This window comes from Capnocytophaga sp. oral taxon 903 (assembly GCF_013394785.1).
GTDB lineage: Bacteria > Bacteroidota > Bacteroidia > Flavobacteriales > Flavobacteriaceae > Capnocytophaga > Capnocytophaga ochracea.
The window spans coordinates 2,411,753-2,433,446 of the sequence record NZ_JABXYW010000002.1 but is presented as its reverse complement, the minus strand read 5'-3'; the positions used below and the strand labels follow the sequence as shown (position 1 = coordinate 2,433,446).

At 39.6% G+C, this 21,694-nt stretch carries 22 protein-coding genes; 6 read left to right on the top strand and 16 right to left on the bottom strand.

Translation table 11 applies throughout. From position 1 onward, the window contains the following. Nucleotides 1-21: 21 nt before the first annotated feature. Nucleotides 22-1,179, bottom strand: coding sequence for an ABC transporter permease (locus HW279_RS10185; protein WP_053580744.1), 1,158 nt, complete (start codon nucleotides 1,177-1,179; stop codon nucleotides 22-24). Here HW279_RS10185 and HW279_RS10180 point away from each other — a divergent pair. Both HW279_RS10180 and HW279_RS10880 read left to right on the top strand, forming a co-directional pair. Beyond that, nucleotides 1,163-2,485: an exo-beta-N-acetylmuramidase NamZ domain-containing protein gene (locus tag HW279_RS10180; RefSeq protein ID WP_178959049.1), complete on the top strand. Its 1,323-nt coding sequence runs from the start codon at nucleotides 1,163-1,165 to the stop codon at nucleotides 2,483-2,485. The two genes, HW279_RS10185 and HW279_RS10180, sit on opposite strands and share 17 nt — an antisense overlap. Before the next feature lie 131 nt (nucleotides 2,486-2,616). Beyond that, nucleotides 2,617-2,760 (top strand): hypothetical protein, encoded by a 144-nt coding sequence (locus HW279_RS10880; RefSeq protein WP_218975868.1) that lies wholly within the window; start codon nucleotides 2,617-2,619, stop codon nucleotides 2,758-2,760. A 104-nt stretch (nucleotides 2,761-2,864) separates the two neighbouring features. Here the strand turns inward: HW279_RS10880 and HW279_RS10175 are convergent, their stop codons facing one another. Beyond that, nucleotides 2,865-3,449 carry a porin family protein gene (locus HW279_RS10175; RefSeq protein WP_002672509.1) on the bottom strand — a complete coding sequence of 195 codons (585 nt, stop codon included), beginning with the start codon at nucleotides 3,447-3,449 and terminating at the stop codon, nucleotides 2,865-2,867. Nucleotides 3,450-3,587: 138 nt separating this feature from the next. Between HW279_RS10175 and upp the strand changes: the two genes are divergently transcribed. Further along, nucleotides 3,588-4,241: a uracil phosphoribosyltransferase gene (gene upp, locus HW279_RS10170; protein WP_178958906.1), complete on the top strand. Its 654-nt coding sequence runs from the start codon at nucleotides 3,588-3,590 to the stop codon at nucleotides 4,239-4,241. On the opposite strand, the gene HW279_RS10165 is transcribed toward upp, so the two are convergent. The 13 genes from HW279_RS10165 to HW279_RS10105 all read right to left on the bottom strand — a co-directional run bounded on the left by HW279_RS10165 (nucleotide 4,215) and on the right by HW279_RS10105 (nucleotide 17,501). Then, nucleotides 4,215-5,147: a hypothetical protein gene (locus tag HW279_RS10165; RefSeq protein ID WP_178958905.1), complete on the bottom strand. Its 933-nt coding sequence runs from the start codon at nucleotides 5,145-5,147 to the stop codon at nucleotides 4,215-4,217. The genes upp and HW279_RS10165 overlap by 27 nt on opposite strands. After that, complete coding sequence (locus HW279_RS10160; RefSeq protein ID WP_178958904.1) at nucleotides 5,147-5,623, bottom strand: hypothetical protein; 477 nt, start codon at nucleotides 5,621-5,623, stop codon at nucleotides 5,147-5,149. Before HW279_RS10160 ends, HW279_RS10165 begins: the two co-directional genes overlap by 1 nt. 20 nt (nucleotides 5,624-5,643) lie before the next feature. After that, nucleotides 5,644-6,258 (bottom strand): porin family protein, encoded by a 615-nt coding sequence (locus HW279_RS10155; RefSeq protein ID WP_128090731.1) that lies wholly within the window; start codon nucleotides 6,256-6,258, stop codon nucleotides 5,644-5,646. Nucleotides 6,259-6,297: 39 nt separating this feature from the next. Next, nucleotides 6,298-6,528 carry a ferredoxin gene (locus HW279_RS10150; protein ID WP_002672503.1) on the bottom strand — a complete coding sequence of 77 codons (231 nt, stop codon included), beginning with the start codon at nucleotides 6,526-6,528 and terminating at the stop codon, nucleotides 6,298-6,300. Between the two features lie 23 nt (nucleotides 6,529-6,551). Next, on the bottom strand, nucleotides 6,552-7,802 hold the full coding sequence (locus HW279_RS10145; protein ID WP_178958903.1) for a peptidase U32 family protein: 1,251 nt from the start codon (nucleotides 7,800-7,802) through the stop codon (nucleotides 6,552-6,554). Nucleotides 7,803-7,923: 121 nt separating this feature from the next. Continuing rightward, a complete protein-coding gene (locus HW279_RS10140; protein ID WP_178958902.1) occupies nucleotides 7,924-9,789 on the bottom strand; it encodes an ABC-F family ATP-binding cassette domain-containing protein in 1,866 nt (621 codons plus the stop codon). A gap of 23 nt (nucleotides 9,790-9,812) precedes the next feature. Beyond that, complete coding sequence (locus tag HW279_RS10135; RefSeq protein WP_178958901.1) at nucleotides 9,813-11,123, bottom strand: (Fe-S)-binding protein; 1,311 nt, start codon at nucleotides 11,121-11,123, stop codon at nucleotides 9,813-9,815. A 9-nt stretch (nucleotides 11,124-11,132) separates the two neighbouring features. After that, a complete protein-coding gene (locus HW279_RS10130) occupies nucleotides 11,133-12,083 on the bottom strand; it encodes an MlaD family protein (RefSeq protein WP_178958900.1) in 951 nt (316 codons plus the stop codon). Between the two features lie 20 nt (nucleotides 12,084-12,103). Continuing rightward, nucleotides 12,104-13,225 carry an N-acetylmuramoyl-L-alanine amidase gene (locus tag HW279_RS10125; protein WP_178958899.1) on the bottom strand — a complete coding sequence of 374 codons (1,122 nt, stop codon included), beginning with the start codon at nucleotides 13,223-13,225 and terminating at the stop codon, nucleotides 12,104-12,106. 149 nt (nucleotides 13,226-13,374) lie between these two features. Next, nucleotides 13,375-14,121 carry a 2,3-diphosphoglycerate-dependent phosphoglycerate mutase gene (gene gpmA / locus HW279_RS10120; protein WP_002672496.1) on the bottom strand — a complete coding sequence of 249 codons (747 nt, stop codon included), beginning with the start codon at nucleotides 14,119-14,121 and terminating at the stop codon, nucleotides 13,375-13,377. 22 nt (nucleotides 14,122-14,143) lie between these two features. Then, entirely contained in the window at nucleotides 14,144-16,822 is a 2,679-nt protein-coding gene (locus HW279_RS10115; protein WP_178958898.1) for an AsmA-like C-terminal region-containing protein, read from the bottom strand. A gap of 75 nt (nucleotides 16,823-16,897) precedes the next feature. After that, the gene (locus tag HW279_RS10110) at nucleotides 16,898-17,050 is read right to left on the bottom strand and encodes a hypothetical protein (protein ID WP_178958897.1); all 153 of its coding nucleotides are present in this window, start codon (nucleotides 17,048-17,050) and stop codon (nucleotides 16,898-16,900) included. A gap of 127 nt (nucleotides 17,051-17,177) precedes the next feature. Further along, nucleotides 17,178-17,501, bottom strand: a complete 324-nt coding sequence (locus HW279_RS10105; RefSeq protein ID WP_178958896.1) for a hypothetical protein — start codon at nucleotides 17,499-17,501, stop codon at nucleotides 17,178-17,180. A gap of 321 nt (nucleotides 17,502-17,822) precedes the next feature. Between HW279_RS10105 and HW279_RS10100 the strand changes: the two genes are divergently transcribed. Genes HW279_RS10100 through HW279_RS10090 form a run of 3 tightly spaced genes read left to right on the top strand, consistent with a single transcriptional unit; the run spans nucleotide 17,823 to nucleotide 20,858 of the window. Next, entirely contained in the window at nucleotides 17,823-19,241 is a 1,419-nt protein-coding gene (locus HW279_RS10100) for an L-serine ammonia-lyase (protein WP_178958895.1), read from the top strand. 25 nt (nucleotides 19,242-19,266) lie between these two features. Then, nucleotides 19,267-20,085, top strand: a complete 819-nt coding sequence (gene folP / locus HW279_RS10095) for a dihydropteroate synthase (protein ID WP_178958894.1) — start codon at nucleotides 19,267-19,269, stop codon at nucleotides 20,083-20,085. Continuing rightward, complete coding sequence (locus HW279_RS10090; protein WP_009417337.1) at nucleotides 20,082-20,858, top strand: diadenylate cyclase; 777 nt, start codon at nucleotides 20,082-20,084, stop codon at nucleotides 20,856-20,858. Before folP ends, HW279_RS10090 begins: the two co-directional genes overlap by 4 nt. A 99-nt stretch (nucleotides 20,859-20,957) precedes the next feature. Here the strand turns inward: HW279_RS10090 and HW279_RS10085 are convergent, their stop codons facing one another. Then, entirely contained in the window at nucleotides 20,958-21,569 is a 612-nt protein-coding gene (locus HW279_RS10085; RefSeq protein ID WP_178958893.1) for a fumarylacetoacetate hydrolase family protein, read from the bottom strand. Nucleotides 21,570-21,694 lie beyond the last annotated feature (125 nt).

Genomic DNA, 21,694 nt, shown 5'->3' with positions numbered 1-21,694 from the left:
TTTTGCACTATCTCAAATTATTTACGCAAACTTCATAGATTTAGTAGGTGATATTTTGGTAATCACGTAGGTAGGAATGAGTAGCATTAGCAAGCACAATAGCAAAACTCCTATATTGAGCAATAACACCCACAGAGGAGTGAAAGCAATCGGTACTTCGGTTACGTAATAGGTGGCAGGGTCTAACTTGATAAGGCTGTAACGCTGTTGTAACCAGAGTAACAGAAATCCCAAAACATTCCCCCATAAGAGTCCCAAGCCTATGATATAGGTAGCATTATACAAAAATATCTTGCGGATACTGCGGTCAGAAGCACCTAAACTCTTTAAAGTACCTATCATTGGTGTTTTCTCCAAAATGAGCACGAGAATAGCCGTAATCATATTAAATCCTCCTACTACTATCATTATCCCGATGATGAGATAAATATTGAAATCGAACATACCAAGCCATTCGAAGATAAAAGGAAACTTTTGAATGATAGTTTGCGAATCGAGGAATGAACCTACCTTGCCGTACACTTGTTTGCCTACTTCTTCTATACGGTCAAAATCTTTGATAAAAAGTTCGAAATTGCCTATTTGGTCAGGTTGCCATTTATTGATTTTCTGAATATGACGTATATCAGTGAAGATGTACGACGCATCAAACTCTTGAAAGCCACTGTTATAAAGCCCTACAATCTTAAAACTACGTTGGTTAGGAGCTTGGGCAGCTTCGTCTTTTAAAAAGATAGCTTGGCAACGGTCGCCCAGTTTTAAGTGCAATCTGTTGGCTAAATAGGTAGACATTAGCACCTCATCGGTTACTTCTTCACTCGCTACATTAGGGGTGCGCCCTTCGGTAATAAAATCGCGAATAAGCGACCAATTGTAGTCTTTCCCCACACCTTTAGCGAGAATCGATTCATAAGTGGTTTCAGTACGGATGATACCACCTTTGGTAGCTACTGCTTGAATATGGGTAACTTCGGGTACTGCTGAAAAAGTAGGGTAAAAATCTTGTTTTATAGCAATAGGTTTGGTAGTAACTTGTGACGCATTACTGCTATAATCAAAAATCTGAATGTGCCCGTGAAAGACTACCAACTTCTCCCTAATCTTGCGTTGCAAGCCAATACCCGTAGCAATGGCAATGAGCATCATCACCATACCCACAGCAATGGCAGCTATTGCCATTTTGATAATTGGGGAAGAAATTGTATCTTTGTCCCCTTTCGAAAAAATAACTCTTTTTGCTATGAAATATTCAACATTCAAAACAATAATGCCTTTTAGAAGTGCCAAAGTTACACTTTTTTTCTTATGTACGCTTATATCGTGCAAAAATAATGGACAGACACAAGATAATGCTTCTGTGCAAAACACTGAAAAACAGATGAAAGAAGTGGTGGTAGGCGCTAACCGAATGTATCTTTACATTAAGGATTTACGCGCTAAAAATATAGCTATCGTTACGAATCAGACTGGAATTGTGAAAGCCGAAAAGGGGAATTATGTGCATTTGGTGGATACGTTATTAAAGAAGAAAGTATCTATCAGCAAGGTTTTTGCTCCTGAACACGGATTCAGAGGGGAAGCCGATGCAGGTGAAGTGGTGAAAGACGGCAAAGACACTAAAACGGGCTTGCCTATTGTATCGCTCTATGGTAAAAACAAAAAACCTACTGCTGAGCAACTGAAAGGTGTAGACCTTGTACTCTTTGATTTGCAAGATGTAGGGGTACGCTTTTACACTTATATTTCTACTTTGCATTATGTGATGGAGGCTTGTGCTGAACAGCATATTCCTGTAATAGTACTCGACCGTCCGAATCCTAATGCGCATTATATTGATGGAGCGGTATTGCAACCTGCCTTTAAGAGTTTTATTGGAATGCACCCTGTGCCCGTGGTTTATGGAATGACTATTGGAGAATATGCTCAGATGATAAATGGTGAAAAGTGGTTGCAAGCAGGCGTTACTACTGACCTTAAAGTGATTCCTCTTGCCTATTATACACATCAAACGTCTTATAGCTTACCGATAAAACCTTCGCCTAACTTACCTAATGATGTATCGGTGAACTTGTACCCAAGTTTGTGTTTTTTTGAAGGGACAAATGTAAGTATGGGGCGCGGTACCGATATGCAGTTTCAGATTTATGGCTCTCCTTATTTTGATAAGACGGCTTTTAGCTTTACGCCACACCCTAATGCAGGCGACAAGAATCCGAAGTTTAACGGTGAACTATGTTACGGTGAGGACTTGAGAAAAACACCTCGTTTGGATAAACTAAATCTCACTTGGCTTAAAAAAGCTTTTGAGCAAGGCAAAGGAGTGAAAACACCTTTCTTTACTTCATCGTTCAATAAGATTGCTGGTAATGATATATTAAAGAAGCAAATAAGCGAAGGGAAGACCGAAGACGAAATACGCCAATCGTGGCAAAAGGATATAGAGCAGTTTAAGGAGATGAGAAAGAAATATTTACTATATCCGTAATTAATACTATAATGTCAATAATGCCAATAATACTAATAATACTAATTGTTGAAGATAAAAGGTAAAGTGTGAGGTCGTAGCACGATGGGCAGTGTGAGCCACACGGGCAGTCGTAGCACGACAGGCAGATAATGAAAAGACGAACAAAAGACGAACAAAAGACGGTGCGAGCCGCACGGGCAGATAAAGAAAAGACGAAGAAAATACGAACAAAGAACGAACAAAGAACGGTGCGAGTCGCACGGACAAATGAAGGAACAACGAAGGTAAGGTGAACCTAAGGCGAAGAATAATTAGGGTTGTTAAAAAAATAAGAAAGGGTTTAAGTGATTTATAAATCACTTAAACCCTATTTCTAATTAACTAATATTCCTATTTTCTAAAAACGCACCCCTACGCCCAATTGTATTTGTTGGGTAGTTGCTTTTTCTTTAAGGGCGTTACTAATATCACTGTAACCCCATACATAGCGACCGTAAGCAAAAAGAGGACCTAAATTCACTTCGGCTCCTGCTACTAATGAAAAATCGGTATCTTTGAAAAGTTTTTTTCCGTTTTCCCAAGTACTATCGTCTTTATTAGCAAGGAAACTAAATTGAGGTCCTGCGTGTAGTGAAATCAATCCGTTAGGGTTGTATTTCAAGAGTACTGGTACACTTACGTAGTTTAGTGTTTTTTTCTTTTCGAACTTGTCGTCCCAAACAGATTGGTAGCTATCGCGGAGCTTTGTATTGGTTTGACTAAAAAGTACTTCACCCTGTAGCCCCCAGCTATCATTGAAATCAAATTCGACGAAACCTCCTAATTGATAGCCCAATTTAAAGTTTTTGTCATAGGCTACACCTTCTACTTTACCTAAGTTGGCACCTGCTTTTGCTCCTAAGTGAAACTCTTGAGCATAGGTAGCGGTGGTGAGTAGCATTATCGCAATAAAAGCTGTTAATTTAGTGATTTTGTTTTTCATACGCTTAATTATTGTTTAATGATTCAGTATAGACGTCCCAAATAGTGTGCCAAAAAGTAAATTAGCAAATTGGCAAATTTGGAAATTAGCAAATTATATACTACTTTTGTGGCGTGAAAATATAAAGCTAATAGACCAATGATCATACATCATTTAGGCGAAGAGCCTTCCGTATTAAACCGATTTATCGCCCAGTTGCGTGATGTAAATATTCAGGCAGACCGTATGCGATTCCGTAAAAATTTGGAACGAATAGGGGAGGTATTGTGTTACGAGATGAGTAAGTTTCTACACTATAAAACGGAAACAATTACTACACCTTTGGGCGAAAAGAAGGTACAACTTCCGAAAGACGAGATAGTAATTTGCTCTATTTTGCGTGCTGGTTTGGCATTGCATCAAGGCTTAATGAATTACTTTGATAATGCTGATAATGCTTTTATCTCGGCTTATCGCAAACACACTTCTGAGACTGATTTTGATATAATGGTGGAGTATCTGGCTTCACCGTCCTTAGAAGGTAAAATCCTCTTCTTAGCTGACCCAATGCTGGCTACAGGGCGTTCGTTTGCTAATGTATTCAATGCGCTGAAACCTTTAGGGACACCTAAAGAGATACATTTGTTTGCTGTTATAGGGGCACAGCAGGGGATAGAATACTTGGAAGATAAGTTTCCTGAGACTACTCATTTATGGATTGCTACCATAGACCCTCACCTTAACGACCACGGCTATATAGTACCAGGTTTAGGTGATGCGGGTGATTTAGCTTTTGGTAATAAAATGGAGTAGAAGCCCTATGCCAGGCATAGATAATAGTGACCATAGTACGATTTCTTTTAGCCACCACACACGTATTTTCTCTACATAAAGAGCAAAGAGAATGGCAATAGGGGCAAAGATGTATATCACTTCTTTGGAAAGGAATACTACTATAAGTCCTATCCAGAGGAATTGTATTACTACTAATGAGCTGATACTGTGATAAACACTTCTGAAATAGTATACTGCTAATGCCACTAAAAGAAGGAGAGCTAAGCTACATACTGCTATTGTTGTAGCAATGGAATGAGAAGAAAAGTTTAGAAGATTATTTATATCTGAAGTGATGAGATTTGTAAAATCATCAATAGGAAAAGGCTCTTGAAGTATTAATAAAATAGTCCCTAATAAGATGCTAACAGTAATGATTGCTAAAAGAGGTATAAACCAATAACGGCGTTTTTCAGCTCCGTAAAAGAGTAGAGAAATCCATACATTTAGCAGAAATGCTAAAGCCCAAGGATGCAACAAGCCTGCACAAATGATTAGTAGAGAAGTATCGAATAGTTTTTGTGGAATGCCATCACCTGTTTTAAGAGTAAGTACACGCCACAAGGCTACAATGATGAGTAAGTTAGCACCTACTAATTTCACTTTATCAAAAAGGGTAGGGAAGAGCACTACGAAAATACTAAAGAAGGCTATAGAGTAGCAGTTTTTGGTGTCAGTAAGTTCATTCCACCGGTCTATTTGGTGAAGTAATAATAAAGAAAGAAAGAGTAATACAAAAGTACTCATTAAAACAGTGAGATGAGACACGTCACTGAGAGGTAGTTGTAGTATTTTAAATTGAAATAGCCCATCACCTATCAATAGTGCTAATAGCACAATGATAAATGTGATGGGCTTTGTATTTTCAAAACGTACTGATAGCATTAGTTACTAATAGTTAAAATATTACCAGCTACTGAAACATTATAATTTAGTAAAGGATAAGGTTTGGCAATTTGTCCAATAGCAATAGGGGAGCCTGTTCTCAAATCATAAACAGTTCCATCGCAAGAACATTTGGCAAAAGTATAGCTATGACCAGTTTCTTCATAGCTATTTTCATCTTCTATAGCCTTTATGCCAAACAGGCGACTATGACATTCTTGTAAATTATGATTAGGACAAGCAGCTTCCCAAGCACGATATCCTCCATTACTATAACAAGTCACAAAAAATCCTTTAATACCTCTGTGAGGTATAAAAACCGTATTCATAGGTGTTTTTAAGCTGTTATAGAGAGGTAAACTTATATCGATAGTATAGGTGAAATGTACTTCTCCTAAGTTAGGGTTGCGCGTTTGCCGTTCTTTCTCGCAAGAAAACAATCCAATCAAAAGTATTACATATATCAGTCTATACATTTTGTTACCTATTATTTAGCTTAAAATTGATACCCTACTCCCATTGAGAGCGTTCTATTTTTAAAGTCGTAAGAATTAGCAATACCCGTACTTATGAGGCTTGCCTCATCGCCTTCAAAGATATTAGTGAGTCCTTGTACCCAACGTATTTCGAAAAACCAACCTGCATCAGTAGTGTAACCTATCCCTGCAGTCATAGCTACATCTATAATGTCTATGGCATCTGATTTTACACGAGTTACGGGTTCTGTACCATTGAAGTAGAAATTAGGCTGGTCAACGCGATATTCTATCTGAGGACCTACGTGCAAATTAATACCCTTCCCTACATTGAATCGTGCCATTACAGGAGCCGAAATATAATCAAGAGCCAAAGTAGCATTCCCATATCTATCAGATTTTATTTGTGCACCACGGCGATTGTAGATACCTTCTATCTGTAAAGAGAACAATTTAGATAGGGGAAACTCTAAAGTAACCCCAGCATAATAACCGTGATATGGTTTAAAACTTGCCTCACTACTTACATCTCCTTTTAAGGTAGCATAATTGTACCCTGCTTTCACTCCTATGTATTGTGCTTTTACATTGTAAAAAGCAAACAAACATATGGCTAATAATACTATTTTTCTCATTGTTTATTATTTTTAGATGTTAGTCGTCTGTTGTTAATACTATAGTTTTTTGGTAGAGATAATCTTCACGGGGCAGGCTTTTTGTGCTTTCTCACAATCCTCAAAAATACTATCGTCATAACTTTTTAGGGTGAAGAAGCCTTTCTTTTCAGTGGAACGTAATAATACGCTCTTGCCATCTTTTTTCGACATCTGGAACTGCTCAGGAGCCATCTCTACACAGTAGTTACAGCCTATGCATTTTTCACGCTGTAAGGTTACTATTACCATATTAAACTAAATCTGCTAATCTGCTAATTGATATTTGTTTTTACTATTTTATACAGTTTATCTGATAACCTTATTCTGAAATTGGTTTTGATAGTACAAGAATCACCTTTCTTAGCTCTTTCAGCAGGACTATCGTTTACCATCATTGAGGTGAGCTCTATTTCTTGAACGCCTGTTGAAGGTCCAGTGATAAGTAATTTGTCACCTACCTTTATATCAAAGGCTTCAATAGCAAACTCTGCAATACCAGTCTTAGGGAAATAGTGTTTGCCTTGCCCAATGTACACTTTCTTTTGGGTAGCATTAGAGCCTGGGTTTTCACTCCATTCACCGAGTTTTTGCCCTAAATAATACCCACTCCAGAAACCGCGATTGTACACCGTTTTGAGGGCTTCTATCCAGCCTTCAAATTTTTCTTTACTGTATGTGCCTGCGTAATAAGCATCTATTGCTTCTCGGTAGGTGCGAATAACGGTAGCCACATACTCAGGAGCGCGCCCACGCCCTTCAATCTTTAATACCTTTGCCCCTGTGTCGATTACTTGGTCGAGAAAGTCAATCGTGCAGAGATCTTTAGGCGACATCATATACTCGTTGTCTAATTCTATTTCAAAACCGCTTTCTTGGTCGATTACAGTGTATTTCTTGCGACAGTTTTGCTTGCAAGCTCCGCGATTAGCTGAGGAATTGTGTGAGTGCAAACTCAGGTAACACTTGCCCGATACCGCCATACAAAGCGCCCCGTGTCCAAATATTTCTATTTCTACCAAATTGCCCGAAGGTCCTTTGATTTGCTCTTTTTCTATCTGCTCACATATCTTCTTGATTTGTCGCAAGCTCAGTTCACGACTCATTACCATTGTATCAGCAAACATCGCGTAGAAGCGCACGGTTTCAATATTAGTGATATTGATTTGGGTAGAGATATGTACCTCCATTCCTATTTGTCGAGCATAAGCTATGACTGCCTGATCCATAGCTATCACAGCTGTAAGACCTGCTTTTTTGGCAGCGTCTAATAGTGTTTTGATGATAGATAGGTCGTGGTCGTAAATAATAGTATTAAGGGTAAGATAAGTGCGAATGCCCTTAGGAGCACAACGGCGCGCTATTTCATCAAGGTCGTCAATCGTAAAGTTGATACTTGCTCTTGCACGCATATTCAGCTGGTCTACCCCAAAGTACACTGAGTCGGCACCATTGTCTATTGCCGCTTGTAGCGACTCAAAATTACCAGCTGGTGCCATTAGTTCAATTTTTCCTGAATGAGTCATTATATAGTGAGTGAGGGGGCAAAGATACGAAAATAAAGTAGAATTTGAAAATTGTAATGTATAAAATTAAGTAAATAGCGAAAATATGCTTAATATGCTAACTTGTCAGTGGAGTAAAATATTAATGTTCTTCTAGCTTCTCCGTTAGTTCAAACCAGCGTTCGGTCTTTTCCTCTATCGCAATAAGCGTCTCTTGCAAGGCTACTGATTGTTCTTGTATTTCATTACTGCTAAGACTTCCTTCGGCAAAAGTAGCTTCTATAGCAGCTTTTTTCTCTTCTAACTGCGCTATTTCTTTTTCCAATCGGTTGTATTCCTTCTGCTCGTTGAACGATAAACCTTTCATTCCGTCCTTGCGCCAAGTGTTTTTGGTGGCTTCTTTCTTGGGAGCATCGTCTGTCGGAGGAACGCTCTCTTCGTACACGCGGTAATCGGTGTAGTTACCAGGGAAATCCTCTACTTCGCCGTTGCCTTTGAAGACAAAAAGGTGGTCTACTATTTTATCCATAAAATAGCGGTCGTGTGATACTACCAACAAGCATCCTGGATAGTCTAACAAAAAGTCTTCTAAGACGTTCAGAGTAACAATATCGAGGTCGTTCGTAGGCTCGTCTAAAATCAAAAAATTGGGGTTTTGAATGAGTACAGTACATAGGTATAAGCGTTTGAGTTCCCCTCCGCTGAGTTTCTCTACATAGTCGTATTGCTTTTTACGGTCGAAGAGAAAGCGCTCCAATAGCTGTCCTGCTGAGAGAGTGTGTCCTTTAAGTAGGGGAATGTAATCGCCATACTTTTGTATCACTTCTATTACCTTTTGTCCTTGTTGTACCTCAATACCATCTTGGGTATAGTACCCGAACTTAATAGTGTCTCCCACTACTATTTTGCCACTATCAGGAGCGATAGACGAGGTGAGCAAGTTGAGAAAGGTGGATTTGCCCGTGCCGTTCTTACCTATAATTCCCACTCGTTCACCCCGCAAGAAATTATAATTGAACTTATTGAGTACGCGCAAGTCTCCGAAACTCTTGCTCACATTGTGAAACTCCACCGTCTTGCTTCCCAATCGCTCCATATTGATTTCGAGCTGTACGGAGTGCTCCTTCCGACGCTTGTGGGCTGCCTCCTTTATCTTATAAAAATCGTCTATACGCGATTTAGACTTAGTAGTTCGTGCCTTAGGTTGCCTACGCATCCAGTCGAGTTCCTTTACATAAAGGTTTTTAGCCTTCTCTACCGATGCTTGTTCTTGTGCTAATCGCTGTTCTTTTTTCTCTAAGAAATAGGAGTAGTTCCCTTTGTAGCTGAATAGTTCGCCATTGTCCAATTCTAGGATTTCATTGCATACACGTTCCAAAAAATAACGGTCGTGCGTAACGATGAAGAGTGTGAGGTTTTCTTTGGCAAAGTACTGTTCTAACCATTCAATCATTTCTAAGTCGAGGTGGTTCGTAGGTTCGTCCAATATCAGCAAGTCAGGTTTGCTAATAAGTACATTGGCTAAGGCGAGACGCTTTTTCTGTCCTCCCGAAAGGTTTTTTACTTTCAGTTGGAGGTTGTCTAATTTTAGACGGAATAGTATTTGTTTGTATTGTGTTTCAAAATCCCAGGCATTATGGCGTTCCATCTGTTCAAAAGCCTTTTGATAAGCCATTTCGTTTTCAGGGTGCTGTAAAGCGTGTTCGTACTCCTGAATCAATCGCAAAATAGGATTGTCGGTTGCAAAAATAGTCTCTTCTACCGTGAGTTCTTCGTTAAAAGAAGGATTTTGTGAGAGAAAACCTATATGTATGCCCTTGCGGAATACTACTTGTCCGCTATCGGGTTGGTCTTTGCCTGCAATAATATTGAGTAAAGTAGTCTTCCCTGTACCATTTTTAGCGATAAAGGCTATTTTTTGGTCTTTATTGATGCCAAAAGAGATGTTTTTAAGGATTATGCGTTCGCCAAAGGCTTTTGATATATTTTCTACGGATAGTAAGTTCATTTAATTTAGATAATAAATTAAAATTAATTTGTGATGTCTCTATCCGCTTGGCTATACGCCCAAGGGGCTCCGTTGTTCTCTATATTAGTCATCATCACATTGAGTTCGGTAGGGGCTGCCGATTCTTCCATTACCAAATATTGCCTCATATCCATAATAATAGATAACGGACTGATGCTCACAGGGCAGACCTCCACACAAGCATTGCAAGTGGTACAAGCCCATAGTTCTTCAGGAGTAATGTAGTCGCCTAAAAGTTGTTTGCCGTCGGGTTCAAAAGTACCGTGTTTGTCGATATTGCGCCCTACCTCTTCTAAGCGGTCACGTGTTTTCATCATAATCGCGCGAGGAGAAAGCTTTTTACCAGTGAGGTTCGCCGGACATTCATCGGTACAACGCCCGCACTCGGTACAAGTATAGGCGTTCATCAGCTGTAACCAAGTGAGGTCGGTCACGTCCGAAGCTCCAAACTTATCAGGAGGGGCTGTATCTTGTGGTGTTGCAAAAGGGTCGGCATTGGGGTCTAACATTAGTTTCACCTCTTGTGTTACCACTGGGTTTACCTTAGAAGCTCCTAACGGACGAATAGGTGCGTAGTACGTATTAGGGAAAGCTAACAGTATGTGTAGATGTTTGGAGTAATACAAGTAGTTTAAAAAGCATAAAACCCCGGTAATGTGTAACCACCAACAACTGCGTTCTACAGCGATAAGAGTGCTTACCGAAGCGTTTCCTAACAAGGGGCGTAACCATTCGCTCACAGGAAAAGAACCTGCTTGCACATAGTGGGGTACGTGTAATGTTTGTAGCTGACCATCGGCAGCGTTCATCAGTAGAAAAAGACTCATCATTATCATTTCGGCATAAAGGATATTGCTTGCATCTTTTTTTGCCCACCCCCTGATTTCTGCCTTGCGAAAGCGTGGTAGTTTTAGTACATTTCTCCTTATCCAAAATACGGTTACTGCTACAATCACTAAGAGAGCCAATACCTCAAAAGAAGCTATCAAGAAGTTGTAGAACGCCCCTAAGGAGGCAAATATGCGGTGGGTTCCTATGATACCGTCAGTAATAATCTCTAAAAGTTCGATGTTGATAATCAGGAAACCTGCATATACAATAATGTGTAACACACCCACTATGGGGCGTACCAACATTTTTCGTTGCCCTAAGGCGAGCCACAACATATTTTTGAGTCGTTCTTTGCGGTTGCCAGAAGTGTCTTCCGGCTTGCCTAAACGGATATTCCTAATGAGTTTCCGTAGATTATAAATAAAAAAGCCTCCTCCTATACAGAGAAGTATTATAAATACTATGTTAGGAAAGAAGCTCATCAATATAGTTTATTCTCCTTTTTCTTCGTCTTGAGGCTCGTATGTTTTAGCTTTTTTACCAAAAACGGAGAAATGAAGATAACGCTTAGGATTTAAACGAAGGTCTTGTAAGAGCAATTCGAGCTGTTTAGCCGATTTGTCTAAATCTTTATAGAGCGTTTCGTCTTTTAGTAATTTTCCAATAGTACCCTTGCCTCCTTCTACTTCAGCCAAAAGAGTATTGAGGTTGTTAAGAGTTGTTTGTGCATTGGCAATTACTTTATTGAGTTCAGCTTCCGAAAGCTGTCCTGATACTTTTGATAGATCAGTAGTGATTTTATTAGCATTGCTTAAAGTAGCATTCAAATTGGCTTGATTAGCTACCAACATCTTATTGAGGTTTACTGATGCCTGATTTAGGTTGTGCATTGTCGCGCTCAGTTCGGCAATGGCAATTTTTAAATTGTTAGTAGTTTTAGCATCTAAAACACTGTTCACTCCTGTAAGAGTGGTATTGGCTTGTCCTAAGAGGCGATTGAGTTTGTCTTGTGTAGGTTTGATTGACGAAGAGATAGAGGCGAGCATATCTTCTTGTACACGTGCTTCTAATACATCTCCCGATACGGCTATAGGAGCATTATCGAAGGCGGGAATAATTTGCAGTCCTGCACCTCCAAGCAAACTGTTGTAAAGCTCGGCTACACTATTCTTAGAGAACTTAAAATCGTCTGAACACTCCATCGTGATTTTTATCTTGGCACTTTTCTCTTCTAAGTCCACTGCTTCCACACTCCCTACTTTCACCCCATTCACAGTGATTTGTGTACCTGTTTTTAACCCTCCCGAATGAGGAAAATAAGCGTAATAAGTATTCGTTTTATTAAATAATGATTTAGACTTCAAGAAGTTAAAGCCTATATAAAAAGCGGCAATACCCGCCACAACTATAATAGCTGTTTTTATTTCTCTGGATAGTTTCATCAGTTTCTATTTGAATAAGTTTACTTTTCTATTTGTTTAGCTCTTTCTACTGTAATGCGTTTCTTTTGGTAAAAAGCTACGATATAAGCATCTTTATACCCTTTTTTTTTTGCTTTGTCCAGTAGCTCAAGGGCTTCTCTGTGTTTCGAAGTATCACCATAGTAATACACATATACACGCCCGTCTTTTTCAACTGATATAGGCGAGAGTCCTTTGAAATTAAAAGCCTTTGTTTCTAAATTTTTAGGGCTTGATGATATCTGTACTTTATAGCTCAAATCGCTGTTGTTGATAGTGCTATTACTTGTACTTTGTCTTGGGGTATTACTTTTTTCTCTTACTTGTGAAATACTGTCGTCAGGGGTAGTATAAGAACTTTTGTCTTCTATCCATTTCTTGTAAGCGAGTATCGCCTCAGCAATGTTCTCTGCAAACTCTTCTTGCCCCTTAGCCGAGGTAAGGAATTTGCGTTCCTCGTTGTTAGTAAGGAATGCTGTTTCTATAAGAATACTGGGCATATAGGTTTGGTGCAAGACGATGAATCCCGCTTGGCGCACGCCTCTGTTAGTGCGTTTCATCACTCCTGTGAGTTGGTTTTGCACTAACTTAGCTAGCTGAATGCTCTGCTCCAAGAACTCTTCTTGCATAATAGATAGCCCTATTACCGATTCAGGTGAGTTGATATTGTACTTAGCGTATTTCTTTTTGTAATCATCTTCCAAGTAGATTACCGAGTTTTCGGCTTTGGCAACCTCGAAGTTCTGCTGGTTGGCGTGTAGCCCTAATACATATGTTTCCGCACCGTCTACTTGTGTTTCGTGAGCGTTGCAGTGTACTGAAACGAATACATCGGCTTTGTTCCTGTTGGCAATAGCTCCACGCTCATAAAGGTCAATTAGCACATCGGTTTTGCGAGTGTAAATCACCTTTATATCAGGGTAAGCCTCTAACTTTTTGCCTACTAATAATACTATTTTCAGCACCACATCTTTCTCAAAGATGTTTTTCTGTACTACTTTACCGGGGTCTTTACCTCCGTGACCCGCATCTAAAACTACTTTAAACACAGGGTTCTTCTGTCCATAAAACAGACTAAAAGTACTACTGCATAGTGAAAAAAGAAGAATGTATATAAATTTCATTAATATATGTTCTGCTTAAAATTGGTGCAAAGGTAATTATTTTACTCGAATATACAAAAAGCGTGACGTTAAAGTTTCATTTTTAAAAGAATAAAGGAGGTTATCTGCAATAAATAACCTCCTTCTTCTATCAATATATCAAGCAAATTTTATTTTGATTTACCTTGATTTGCCACGCTGTTGATAGCGGCTGCAATAGCTTCTTGGTCGCCTAAATAATAATGTTTGATAGGTTTCAAATTAGCATCGAGTTCATATACCAAAGGTACTCCCGTTGGGATATTGAGCTTTAAGATTTCTTCTTTTGAAAGCCCGTCGAGATATTGTACCAAAGAACGCAAGCTGTTACCGTGTGCTGCGATAATCACACTCTTGCCTGCTTTAATGTCTGGCGCAATTTCGTTAAACCATATAGGCAACATACGGTCATAACAATCTTTTAAACTTTCGCCTGCTGTTTTTTCTTCTTTGGTAAGTGAAGCGTAACGACGGTCGTGTGAAGGGTGACGTTCGTCTGATTCTTCAATAAGTGGAGGGCGAACATCGTAAGAGCGTCTCCACAAAAGTACTTGGTCTTCACCGTATTTAGCAGCAGTTTCAGCTTTGTTCAAACCTTGTAGCGCCCCGTAACTCTTTTCATTGAGTCTCCAGCTTTTGTGTGTAGGCACCCAAAGGTCGCCCATCGCCTCCAAAGCATTGTTCAAGGTTTTGATAGCTCTTTTGAGCACTGAAGTATAGGCAACATCAAATTTAAAGCCTTCTTCTTTCATTACGCGTCCTGCTTCACGTGCTTCTTGTACGCCTTGCTCTGTTAAATCTACATCTTGCCACCCTGTGAATAAGTTGAGCTTGTTCCATTCACTTTGCCCGTGGCGTAAAAGTACTACTTTATACATATATATTTAATTAATTTTATTTTTATTCTTCTCCTTCTTTTTTACCCAAACCTCTGAGGAAATTGCCTATTTGTTTTTTGGCTTCTTTTTTAGCCTCTTCTTTGGCTTTCTCTTTCACTTTAGTCATTGTGCTGTCTTTGTTCTTCATTAGTCCTCCCACGGTTTTAGTTATTTCGCCTGCTGTACCCGAACTTGTTTTACCTCCTAAAGCCTTTTGTAGTGCGTCAGTGCCTTTAGCGGTAAGGTTGTTAATTTGGTTTTTAGCAATTTGGGTTGCCAAATTTTTTACTACGGCTTTAGCATCGGTGCTTACTTGTGGTTTTTTGAAAGTTCCTCCTACGGTTGCTACCACAGGCAAATTGTTTATCTTTTTCTGGTTTTCAGGAGTCAGTTTTGCTAACAAACCTTCTGCTTCTTTACCCAACATTTGAGGCGGTACATTAAAGGTGAGCTTGTAATTCATCTGTTGGTCAAATCCGTGAGAACCTGCTACCTCTATGGCTACATCTTTATATTTGATAGTAAAAGGCTTGATTTTCACTTTTCCATCTTCAAAATCAACCGCTGCTTTCACATCTTTTAGGTTGAGATTGGCTAAATTTAAACCTGTAAATTGGCTATCTAAAGCTGAGAGTAGAGGAGAACCGTGGCTGTCAATCTTAGAGTCAATAAGTGCTGCGAATAGGTCGCCCGAGATACTGTTAATTTGAGGAGTTAAATCGTTTTTCAAATTACCTTTTACGTTGATAACCGTATTCACTTTCCCTTGTACAGCTTTCGCAATAGGCGCTATCTTTTCGAGCATAGTAATTTGCGTAAAAGCATCGGATATGTTAAGACGATTAAGGTTCAAATCTACGTCAAAGGTAGGTACTTTTTCTTTGGTCGATACATCTCCTGCAAGAGCTATATTTCCTCCAAAAATATCTGATTTTAAGTTCTCTAAGGTTACTTTTTGGTCTTTTATAATCAGTTTGCCCGATACATTACTTAATTTCAAATTGTCGTATAACACCGTATTGGCTTTTGCAGTAAGCGCACAATCTAAGAAAGCAGGTACTTTTATAGCCGCTTCTTTTGTAGAGGTCTTATTAGCTTTAGGTGCTTCTTTGGTTTCTTGTTTTGCAGGAGCAGACGATTCTGTTGCGGGTTGCATAAAATCGTTTACTACTAACTTGTTCGAAGATAGATTAAAGTTTCCTTTGAGGATTTCTTTTCTGAAAGCAAAACCGTACAGATTATCTATCGTTCCAGTAAGGTGTAAGTCACTATCACCTGTGCGAGCATCAAATTTTGAAAGCCCAATGTGCGACGGATTAAAGGCTACGTTTAAGTTATCAATATGGAAAGGTTTTACAAACTCCTCACCTGCATATACAAACTGAGAAAGCGACAAATTGCCTTGTGCTTTAATCTTTTGATAATTCTTAGCCTCTACCGATTTCATATCCAATTGTGTCGCTATATCAGCACGTAAGATTCCTGCCAACTTCTTGTTTAACGAAATAGGGTATGCTTGCGATAAGTTTGCCAAGTTGATAGTCCCTTTTACTGCCATATCCACAAACGGGTTTACTACCACATTGCTCACATTGGCACGAGCCGAAAAATGGTCTTGGTCGATACTCATCGTAAATTTGTTGAGGTTCACTTTGGTATCGTTGGTAATACCCGTAGCGTTGTTTACTTTTAGGTCGATAGTGATGTCACGCACCGTTTTAGGCAGGTTCGGATATTTAAAAGAAGCATTGTCTGCATACATTTCAAGTCCGAAAGTAGGGATTTTATCACCTACCATATCACCTTTGGCAAAACCTTTCAGGGTCAGATTTCCTGTGGTTTTTACATTCTCAATGCTTTTAGAGTACTCTTCGGGAATGAGCGCTAAAAAGTTTTGAAATGAATTGGTAGGGGTGCTAAAAGTAAGGTCGTAATGTTGTCCTTCCTCCAATAACTGAATAAAACCATCGAATACCAAATCCAAACGATTTACAGTAGCTTTGTTTTGCTTGAAAGTATATTTCTGATTTTTGAGGTCGATGCCCAAAATAGCCTGCAAGGTGATAGGCACTCGCTTCATAAAAGTGCTCTTACCCATTGCAAAAGTTAGGTTGGCTTTCGTCTGAGTGTCTAAGTCCAATACCTCTTCGGCAAAGTTTCCTTTCCCGCTGTGGTAAATATCGGCTGCTTCCATAAAGAGGTTGCCGTCGTCCATTTTGAAAGTAAATTTCAGATTTTCTACATTGTACCGCTGAATATCTAGCTTGATAGGTGCTGACTCTTCCTCAGGTTTATCCGAAGGAATAGCGATATCATAGTTGCCTTCTCCCTCCTTGTTAAGGTGTATATACACCGAAGCATCTTTCACATTAGCTCCTAGCAAATTGTAGTTGCCCGCTAATAAATCTTTGATGCTAAGCGTTACATCTATGTGTTTAGCAGCAAAAAGTGTATCACCTACGAAAGGCTCTTTGTTTACCAAAACAAAATCGTTGAGGGTAACGCGTGCCTTAGGAAAGTTCTTAAACAGACTAATATCAACATCTTGCAATCCGATGTTCGCCTTTAAGTTTTCATTTGCCATCTCAATAACCTTTTCCTTGATAGTATCTTTAAAGAAAAAAGGAATAGCAATCATTGCGATGATGAGGAGCAGTAGGGTTATACCTCCCCATTTCAGTATTTTTTTAGCTATTTTCATTCGTGTTTTAGCAATTATGTTTTCTGAGTGCAAAGATACGAAATAATTAACAATTAGCAATAAATTCTGAAATAATTATTTTGTTCTTTGTTTTTGTAGTCTACCAGAATTGGTCTGCAAATTTTCATCTTGCACTTTACCAAAGTTGAAATCCACCAATATCCTCTTTTTTAACTCTCTCTTAGCTTTAACTTCCCTTTGCTTTAACGCCACTTTTTCTTCGTTCATTGTTCGTTCATTGTTCGTCATTCGTTCGTCATTTGTTCGTCATTCGTTCGTCTTTTGTTCGTCTTTTGTTCGTCTTTTGTTCGTCTTTTGTTCGTTCATTGTTCGTCATTTGTTCGTCTTTTCTTCGTCATTCGTTCGTCATTCGTTCGTCATTCGTTCGTCTTTTGTTCGTCTTTTGTTCGTCTTTTGTTCGTCTTTTGTTCGTCTTTTGTTCGTCTTTTGTTCGTCTTTTGTTCGTCTTTTGTTCGTCTTTTGTTCGTTCATTGTTCGTCTTTTGTTCGTCTTTTGTTCGTCTTTTGTTCGTCTTTTGTTCGTCTTTTGTTCGTCTTTTGTTCGTCTTTTGTTCGTCTTTTGTTCGTCTTTTGTTCGTCTTTTGTTCGTCTTTTGTTCGTCTTTTGTTCGTCTTTTGTTCGTCTTTTGTTCGTCTTTTGTTCGTCTTTTGTTCGTTCATTCTTTATCTGCTCGTGCGGCTCGCACCGTCATTTGTTCGTTCATTCTTTATCTGCCCGTGTGGCTCGCACCGTTCATTGTTCGTCTTACTTTTTCCGTTATTATACTCCCTCTCCTTGTAAGTAGATATTCTGTCCGCTGATTCTTCGTTAGAGGTTTAGAGGAAATTTTATTAATCATTTTTGTTCAATTTTTACAGCCAAGCTATACCTCTTTTACTTCACTAATTTAGTGTGTTTTATCTAATATGCTAATTTTCAAATTTGCTAATTTGCTAATTTATCTCTATTTTTGCATTCTTATAAAGTCTTATAACGAAAAAATGGAGCAGATAAGTGTATTCGATATGCTAAAAATAGGGGTAGGTCCTTCCAGCTCTCACACTTTAGGTCCTTGGCGTGCTGCTGAGGCTTTCCTTAAAGAATTGAGAGAGAAGCACCTCCTAACCCACACAACCAAAGTGCACGTAGATTTATACGGCTCACTCTCCCTCACAGGCAAAGGTCACGCTACTGATTTGGCAGTAATGTTAGGTCTCAGTGGTGCCGACCCTGAGTATGTGCCTATCGAGAGTTTAGATGTGATTATTACGGCTATTACTAATAATCAAGAGCTCTATTTAGGTAATGAGAGCATCATTAGCTTCAATCCTAAGGAAGACATTATTTTCAATAGAGATTTTTTGCCTTTTCACCCCAATGGTCTTACTTTTACAGCTGAAGGCGAGGGGTTCAGTTATGTTTCTACTTTCTACTCAGTAGGGGGTGGTTTTATAGTAAAAGAAGGAGAACAAGCAACAGTCAAGGAAGATACTCAGCGAAATTTCCCTTTCCCTATTGATAAAGCTGAGCAACTGATTAGCTATTGTTGCCAAGAAGGAAAGAAAATATCCGAAATCGTCTATGAAAACGAAAAAGCCTTGCGTACTGAGGAGCAAATCCATAGCGAACTGATGCGTATATGGCATACAATGTTGGAATGTACTTATATAGGTTGTCATACCGAGGGCGTACTCCCTGGTGGTTTACACGTGCGCCGTCGTGCTTATGATATCCACAAGAACCTCATAGGGGTAGTCACCTACGATAGTCCAGAGAATTGGCTGAACTCTATCAAGAAAACGAATATCAAGTTTCGCGAAATCCTTAAATGGGTAAGTTGTTTTTCGCTGGCAGTTAATGAAGTGAATGCTTCGTTGGGGCGTGTAGTTACGGCACCTACCAATGGTAGTGCAGGGGTGATTCCCGCCGTGTTACTCTACTACATAACTATCGAAAACCAACAAGCTACCGAGGAGCAAATTCAGCAATTCCTATTGGTAGCGGGCGAAATAGGCAGTCTCTTCAAAAAAGGGGCAACCATTTCAGCAGCTATGGGCGGTTGTCAAGCTGAAATAGGTGTATCTTCCGCAATGGCGGCAGGTGCGCTCTGCGAACTCTTGGGTGGTTCTCCTGAGCAGGTGCTCATCGCTGCCGAAATAGCAATGGAACACCACTTGGGGCTTACTTGCGACCCTATTGGCGGATTGGTGCAAATCCCTTGTATCGAGCGCAATGCTATGGGGGCAATCAAAGCAATTAACGCTGCCGAATTGGCTATCGAGACCGACCCTAAGAATGCGAAAGTACCCTTAGACAAGGTTATCAATACTATGTGGCAAACTGCCAAAGATATGAACTCTAAATACAAAGAAACCTCAGAAGGGGGCTTAGCGGTAGCTGTAAATATGGCGGACTGCTAATCTAACAACTAATAACTAACAATTAATGACAATAAACTGTAAAGGAGAACTCCTCTCTATGGATACCCCGCGAGTGATGGGAATCCTTAATCATACCCCCGACTCTTTCTACGAAGGAAGTCGTGTAACCGAAAAAACACTCTTACAACGCGCAGAAACAATGCTCGCTCACGGCGCAGATTTTATTGATGTGGGTGGTTATAGCACCCGCCCCAATGCACCCGAAGTCTCACAAACCGAAGAACTCAGTAGGGTAGTGCCCGTAGTGCGCTCTTTGGTGCAACATTTCCCCGAGATACGTATCTCGGTAGATACTTTCCGCAGTGAGGTAGCACGCCAATCGCTTTTAGAAGGGGCTTGTATTATCAACGATATTTCTGCCGGACTCTTAGATGAGCAGATGTTGGCTACAGTAGCGCAATTTCAGGTGCCTTATATTGCGATGCACCTCGTAGGTACACCCCAAACAATGCAACAGCACACTGATTATAAGGATATCATCAGTGATATGCGCTACTATTTTTCTGAGCGCAAAGCCAAAGCTTTGCAAGCGGGGATTAACGATTTTATAGTAGATGTAGGCTTTGGTTTCTCTAAAACCTTAGACCAGAATTACGAAGTGTTGAAGCACTTAGAGCTATTCCATAGCTTTGGTTGTCCGCTATTGGTAGGTTTTTCCCGCAAGTCGATGTTGTACAAATTGTTAAACACTAACCCTGCTGGTGCGCTGAATGCTACGACAGTAGTCAATACCATAGCCCTGATGAAAGGGGCACACATTTTGCGGGTACACGATGTAAAAGAAGCTAAAGAATGTGTAACACTCTTTGAAAAAATACAATGAAACTATTCGATATTTTAGACTTTACAATCGTCGATGCGATTGACATAGTGCTGTTTGCAGCTCTCCTGTACTACCTCTACCGATTGATTCGAGGCACGGTAGCCATTAATATTTTTATGGGTATTGTGATTATCTACTTGATATGGAAGATTACCGAAGCTTTGCAAATGCAGTTGCTTAGTAGTATATTAGGTCAGTTCATTGGGGTAGGAGTCTTCGCACTGATAGTTGTATTCCAGCAGGAAATACGTCGCTTCTTGCTCACCATTGGTTCTACCAATATCACTGCGCGCAACAAGCTACATCGTGCTTTTCACTTCTTCAAAGAGAAGGAAATTCTTCTTAATATTGAGAGTTTGATAAATGTATGTCAGAAGTTAGCTAGCACCAATACAGGGGCGCTTATCGTTTTGGAGCACAATATGCCTCTCGATTTTGTAACCCAAACTGGGGACAAAGTAAATATAGAGTTCTCTGAGCCTATTATCGAAAGTATCTTTTATAAGAACAGTCCGCTACACGATGGAGCCATCGTGATAAAGGGTGACCACATCGTAGCTACAAGGGTAATATTGCCTGTTGCAAGTGAAATTAATTTGCCTAAACGCTATGGTTTGCGCCATCGTGCCGCCATTTCCATCACCGAAAAAACAGACGCTACTGCCTTAGTCGTTTCTGAAGAAACCGGACACATTTCCTACTTCAAGAATGGCGCCTTTGTAAAGTTCAAGAATAACGATGAACTCATCAAGGCTGTACAATCCGATTTTTAATTGCTTGTCGCGTTACAAGCTTTTTTCAGATACTTAGCTTCAAGTATTCACTGTCTTTGGGGCTTTAGGGGCTAATCGTCAAATTCGCTAATTTTCAAATCATCTAATTTTCAAACTAAATCCTTTCTCTCCCCCTAAAAATCCCTCTAACACGTCACCTGCTATAACTCTTCCTGCACCTTTGGGCGTTCCCGTAAAGATAAGGTCGCCTTTGCGAAGGGTAAAGAACTGCGATACCTCCGAGATGATAACGTCAAAGCCTCTAAGCATTTGTGTCGTATTGCCTTCTTGTACAGTAGTACCATTTTTATCTAAGTGAAACTGAATAGAGGAAGAACTCTCAATTGTTTCTTTAGAGACAAACTTCCCTACGATAGCCGAGCCATCAAAAGCCTTCGCCAGCTCCCACGGTAGTCCTTTTTGACTCAATTCCACTTGCAGGTCGCAAGCGGTAAAGTCAATGCCTACCGCAATCTCGTCGTAATATTTATGTGCAAATTTTTTCGAAATACACTTTCCATTCTGGTTGATTTTCAGTACTAACTCTATTTCGTAGTGCAAATCCTTTGTAAAATCAGGAATGTAGTAAGGAATCTCAAGGTTGTGAATAGCCGTATCAGGCTTCATAAATACCACTATGGGCTGAACCGTTGTTTTATCAAATTTTTCTATAGTCTCGCGGTAATTTTTACCTATACAAATAATTTTCATATTTATTTTAATGTGAGTTTGATATAAAAATACTATTTTTCAATCGCTTTTACGTTGTTACAATTCCATCTTAGGAATAAGAGTTTGAGGCAAAAAGCGCCTTTCTTTATTATTTATAAATTGGT

What these genes read in the sequence shown, in the direction of transcription:
- HW279_RS10180 (WP_178959049.1), top strand. Translation starts at nt 1,163, where the DNA reads ATGGCAGCTATTGCCATTTTGATAATTGGGGAAGAAATTGTATCTTTG.
- HW279_RS10185 (WP_053580744.1), bottom strand. Translation starts at nt 1,179, where the DNA reads ATGGCAATAGCTGCCATTGCTGTGGGTATGGTGATGATGCTCATTGCC.
- HW279_RS10880 (WP_218975868.1), top strand. Translation starts at nt 2,617, where the DNA reads ATGAAAAGACGAACAAAAGACGAACAAAAGACGGTGCGAGCCGCACGG.
- HW279_RS10175 (WP_002672509.1), bottom strand. Translation starts at nt 3,449, where the DNA reads ATGAAAAACAAAATCACTAAATTAACAGCTTTTATTGCGATAATGCTA.
- upp (WP_178958906.1), top strand. Translation starts at nt 3,588, where the DNA reads ATGATCATACATCATTTAGGCGAAGAGCCTTCCGTATTAAACCGATTT.
- HW279_RS10165 (WP_178958905.1), bottom strand. Translation starts at nt 5,147, where the DNA reads ATGCTATCAGTACGTTTTGAAAATACAAAGCCCATCACATTTATCATT.
- HW279_RS10160 (WP_178958904.1), bottom strand. Translation starts at nt 5,623, where the DNA reads ATGTATAGACTGATATATGTAATACTTTTGATTGGATTGTTTTCTTGC.
- HW279_RS10155 (WP_128090731.1), bottom strand. Translation starts at nt 6,258, where the DNA reads ATGAGAAAAATAGTATTATTAGCCATATGTTTGTTTGCTTTTTACAAT.
- HW279_RS10150 (WP_002672503.1), bottom strand. Translation starts at nt 6,528, where the DNA reads ATGGTAATAGTAACCTTACAGCGTGAAAAATGCATAGGCTGTAACTAC.
- HW279_RS10145 (WP_178958903.1), bottom strand. Translation starts at nt 7,802, where the DNA reads ATGACTCATTCAGGAAAAATTGAACTAATGGCACCAGCTGGTAATTTT.
- HW279_RS10140 (WP_178958902.1), bottom strand. Translation starts at nt 9,789, where the DNA reads ATGAACTTACTATCCGTAGAAAATATATCAAAAGCCTTTGGCGAACGC.
- HW279_RS10135 (WP_178958901.1), bottom strand. Translation starts at nt 11,123, where the DNA reads ATGAGCTTCTTTCCTAACATAGTATTTATAATACTTCTCTGTATAGGA.
- HW279_RS10130 (WP_178958900.1), bottom strand. Translation starts at nt 12,083, where the DNA reads ATGAAACTATCCAGAGAAATAAAAACAGCTATTATAGTTGTGGCGGGT.
- HW279_RS10125 (WP_178958899.1), bottom strand. Translation starts at nt 13,225, where the DNA reads ATGAAATTTATATACATTCTTCTTTTTTCACTATGCAGTAGTACTTTT.
- gpmA (WP_002672496.1), bottom strand. Translation starts at nt 14,121, where the DNA reads ATGTATAAAGTAGTACTTTTACGCCACGGGCAAAGTGAATGGAACAAG.
- HW279_RS10115 (WP_178958898.1), bottom strand. Translation starts at nt 16,822, where the DNA reads ATGAAAATAGCTAAAAAAATACTGAAATGGGGAGGTATAACCCTACTG.
- HW279_RS10110 (WP_178958897.1), bottom strand. Translation starts at nt 17,050, where the DNA reads ATGAACGAAGAAAAAGTGGCGTTAAAGCAAAGGGAAGTTAAAGCTAAG.
- HW279_RS10105 (WP_178958896.1), bottom strand. Translation starts at nt 17,501, where the DNA reads ATGAACGAACAAAAGACGAACAAAAGACGAACAAAAGACGAACAAAAG.
- HW279_RS10100 (WP_178958895.1), top strand. Translation starts at nt 17,823, where the DNA reads ATGGAGCAGATAAGTGTATTCGATATGCTAAAAATAGGGGTAGGTCCT.
- folP (WP_178958894.1), top strand. Translation starts at nt 19,267, where the DNA reads ATGACAATAAACTGTAAAGGAGAACTCCTCTCTATGGATACCCCGCGA.
- HW279_RS10090 (WP_009417337.1), top strand. Translation starts at nt 20,082, where the DNA reads ATGAAACTATTCGATATTTTAGACTTTACAATCGTCGATGCGATTGAC.
- HW279_RS10085 (WP_178958893.1), bottom strand. Translation starts at nt 21,569, where the DNA reads ATGAAAATTATTTGTATAGGTAAAAATTACCGCGAGACTATAGAAAAA.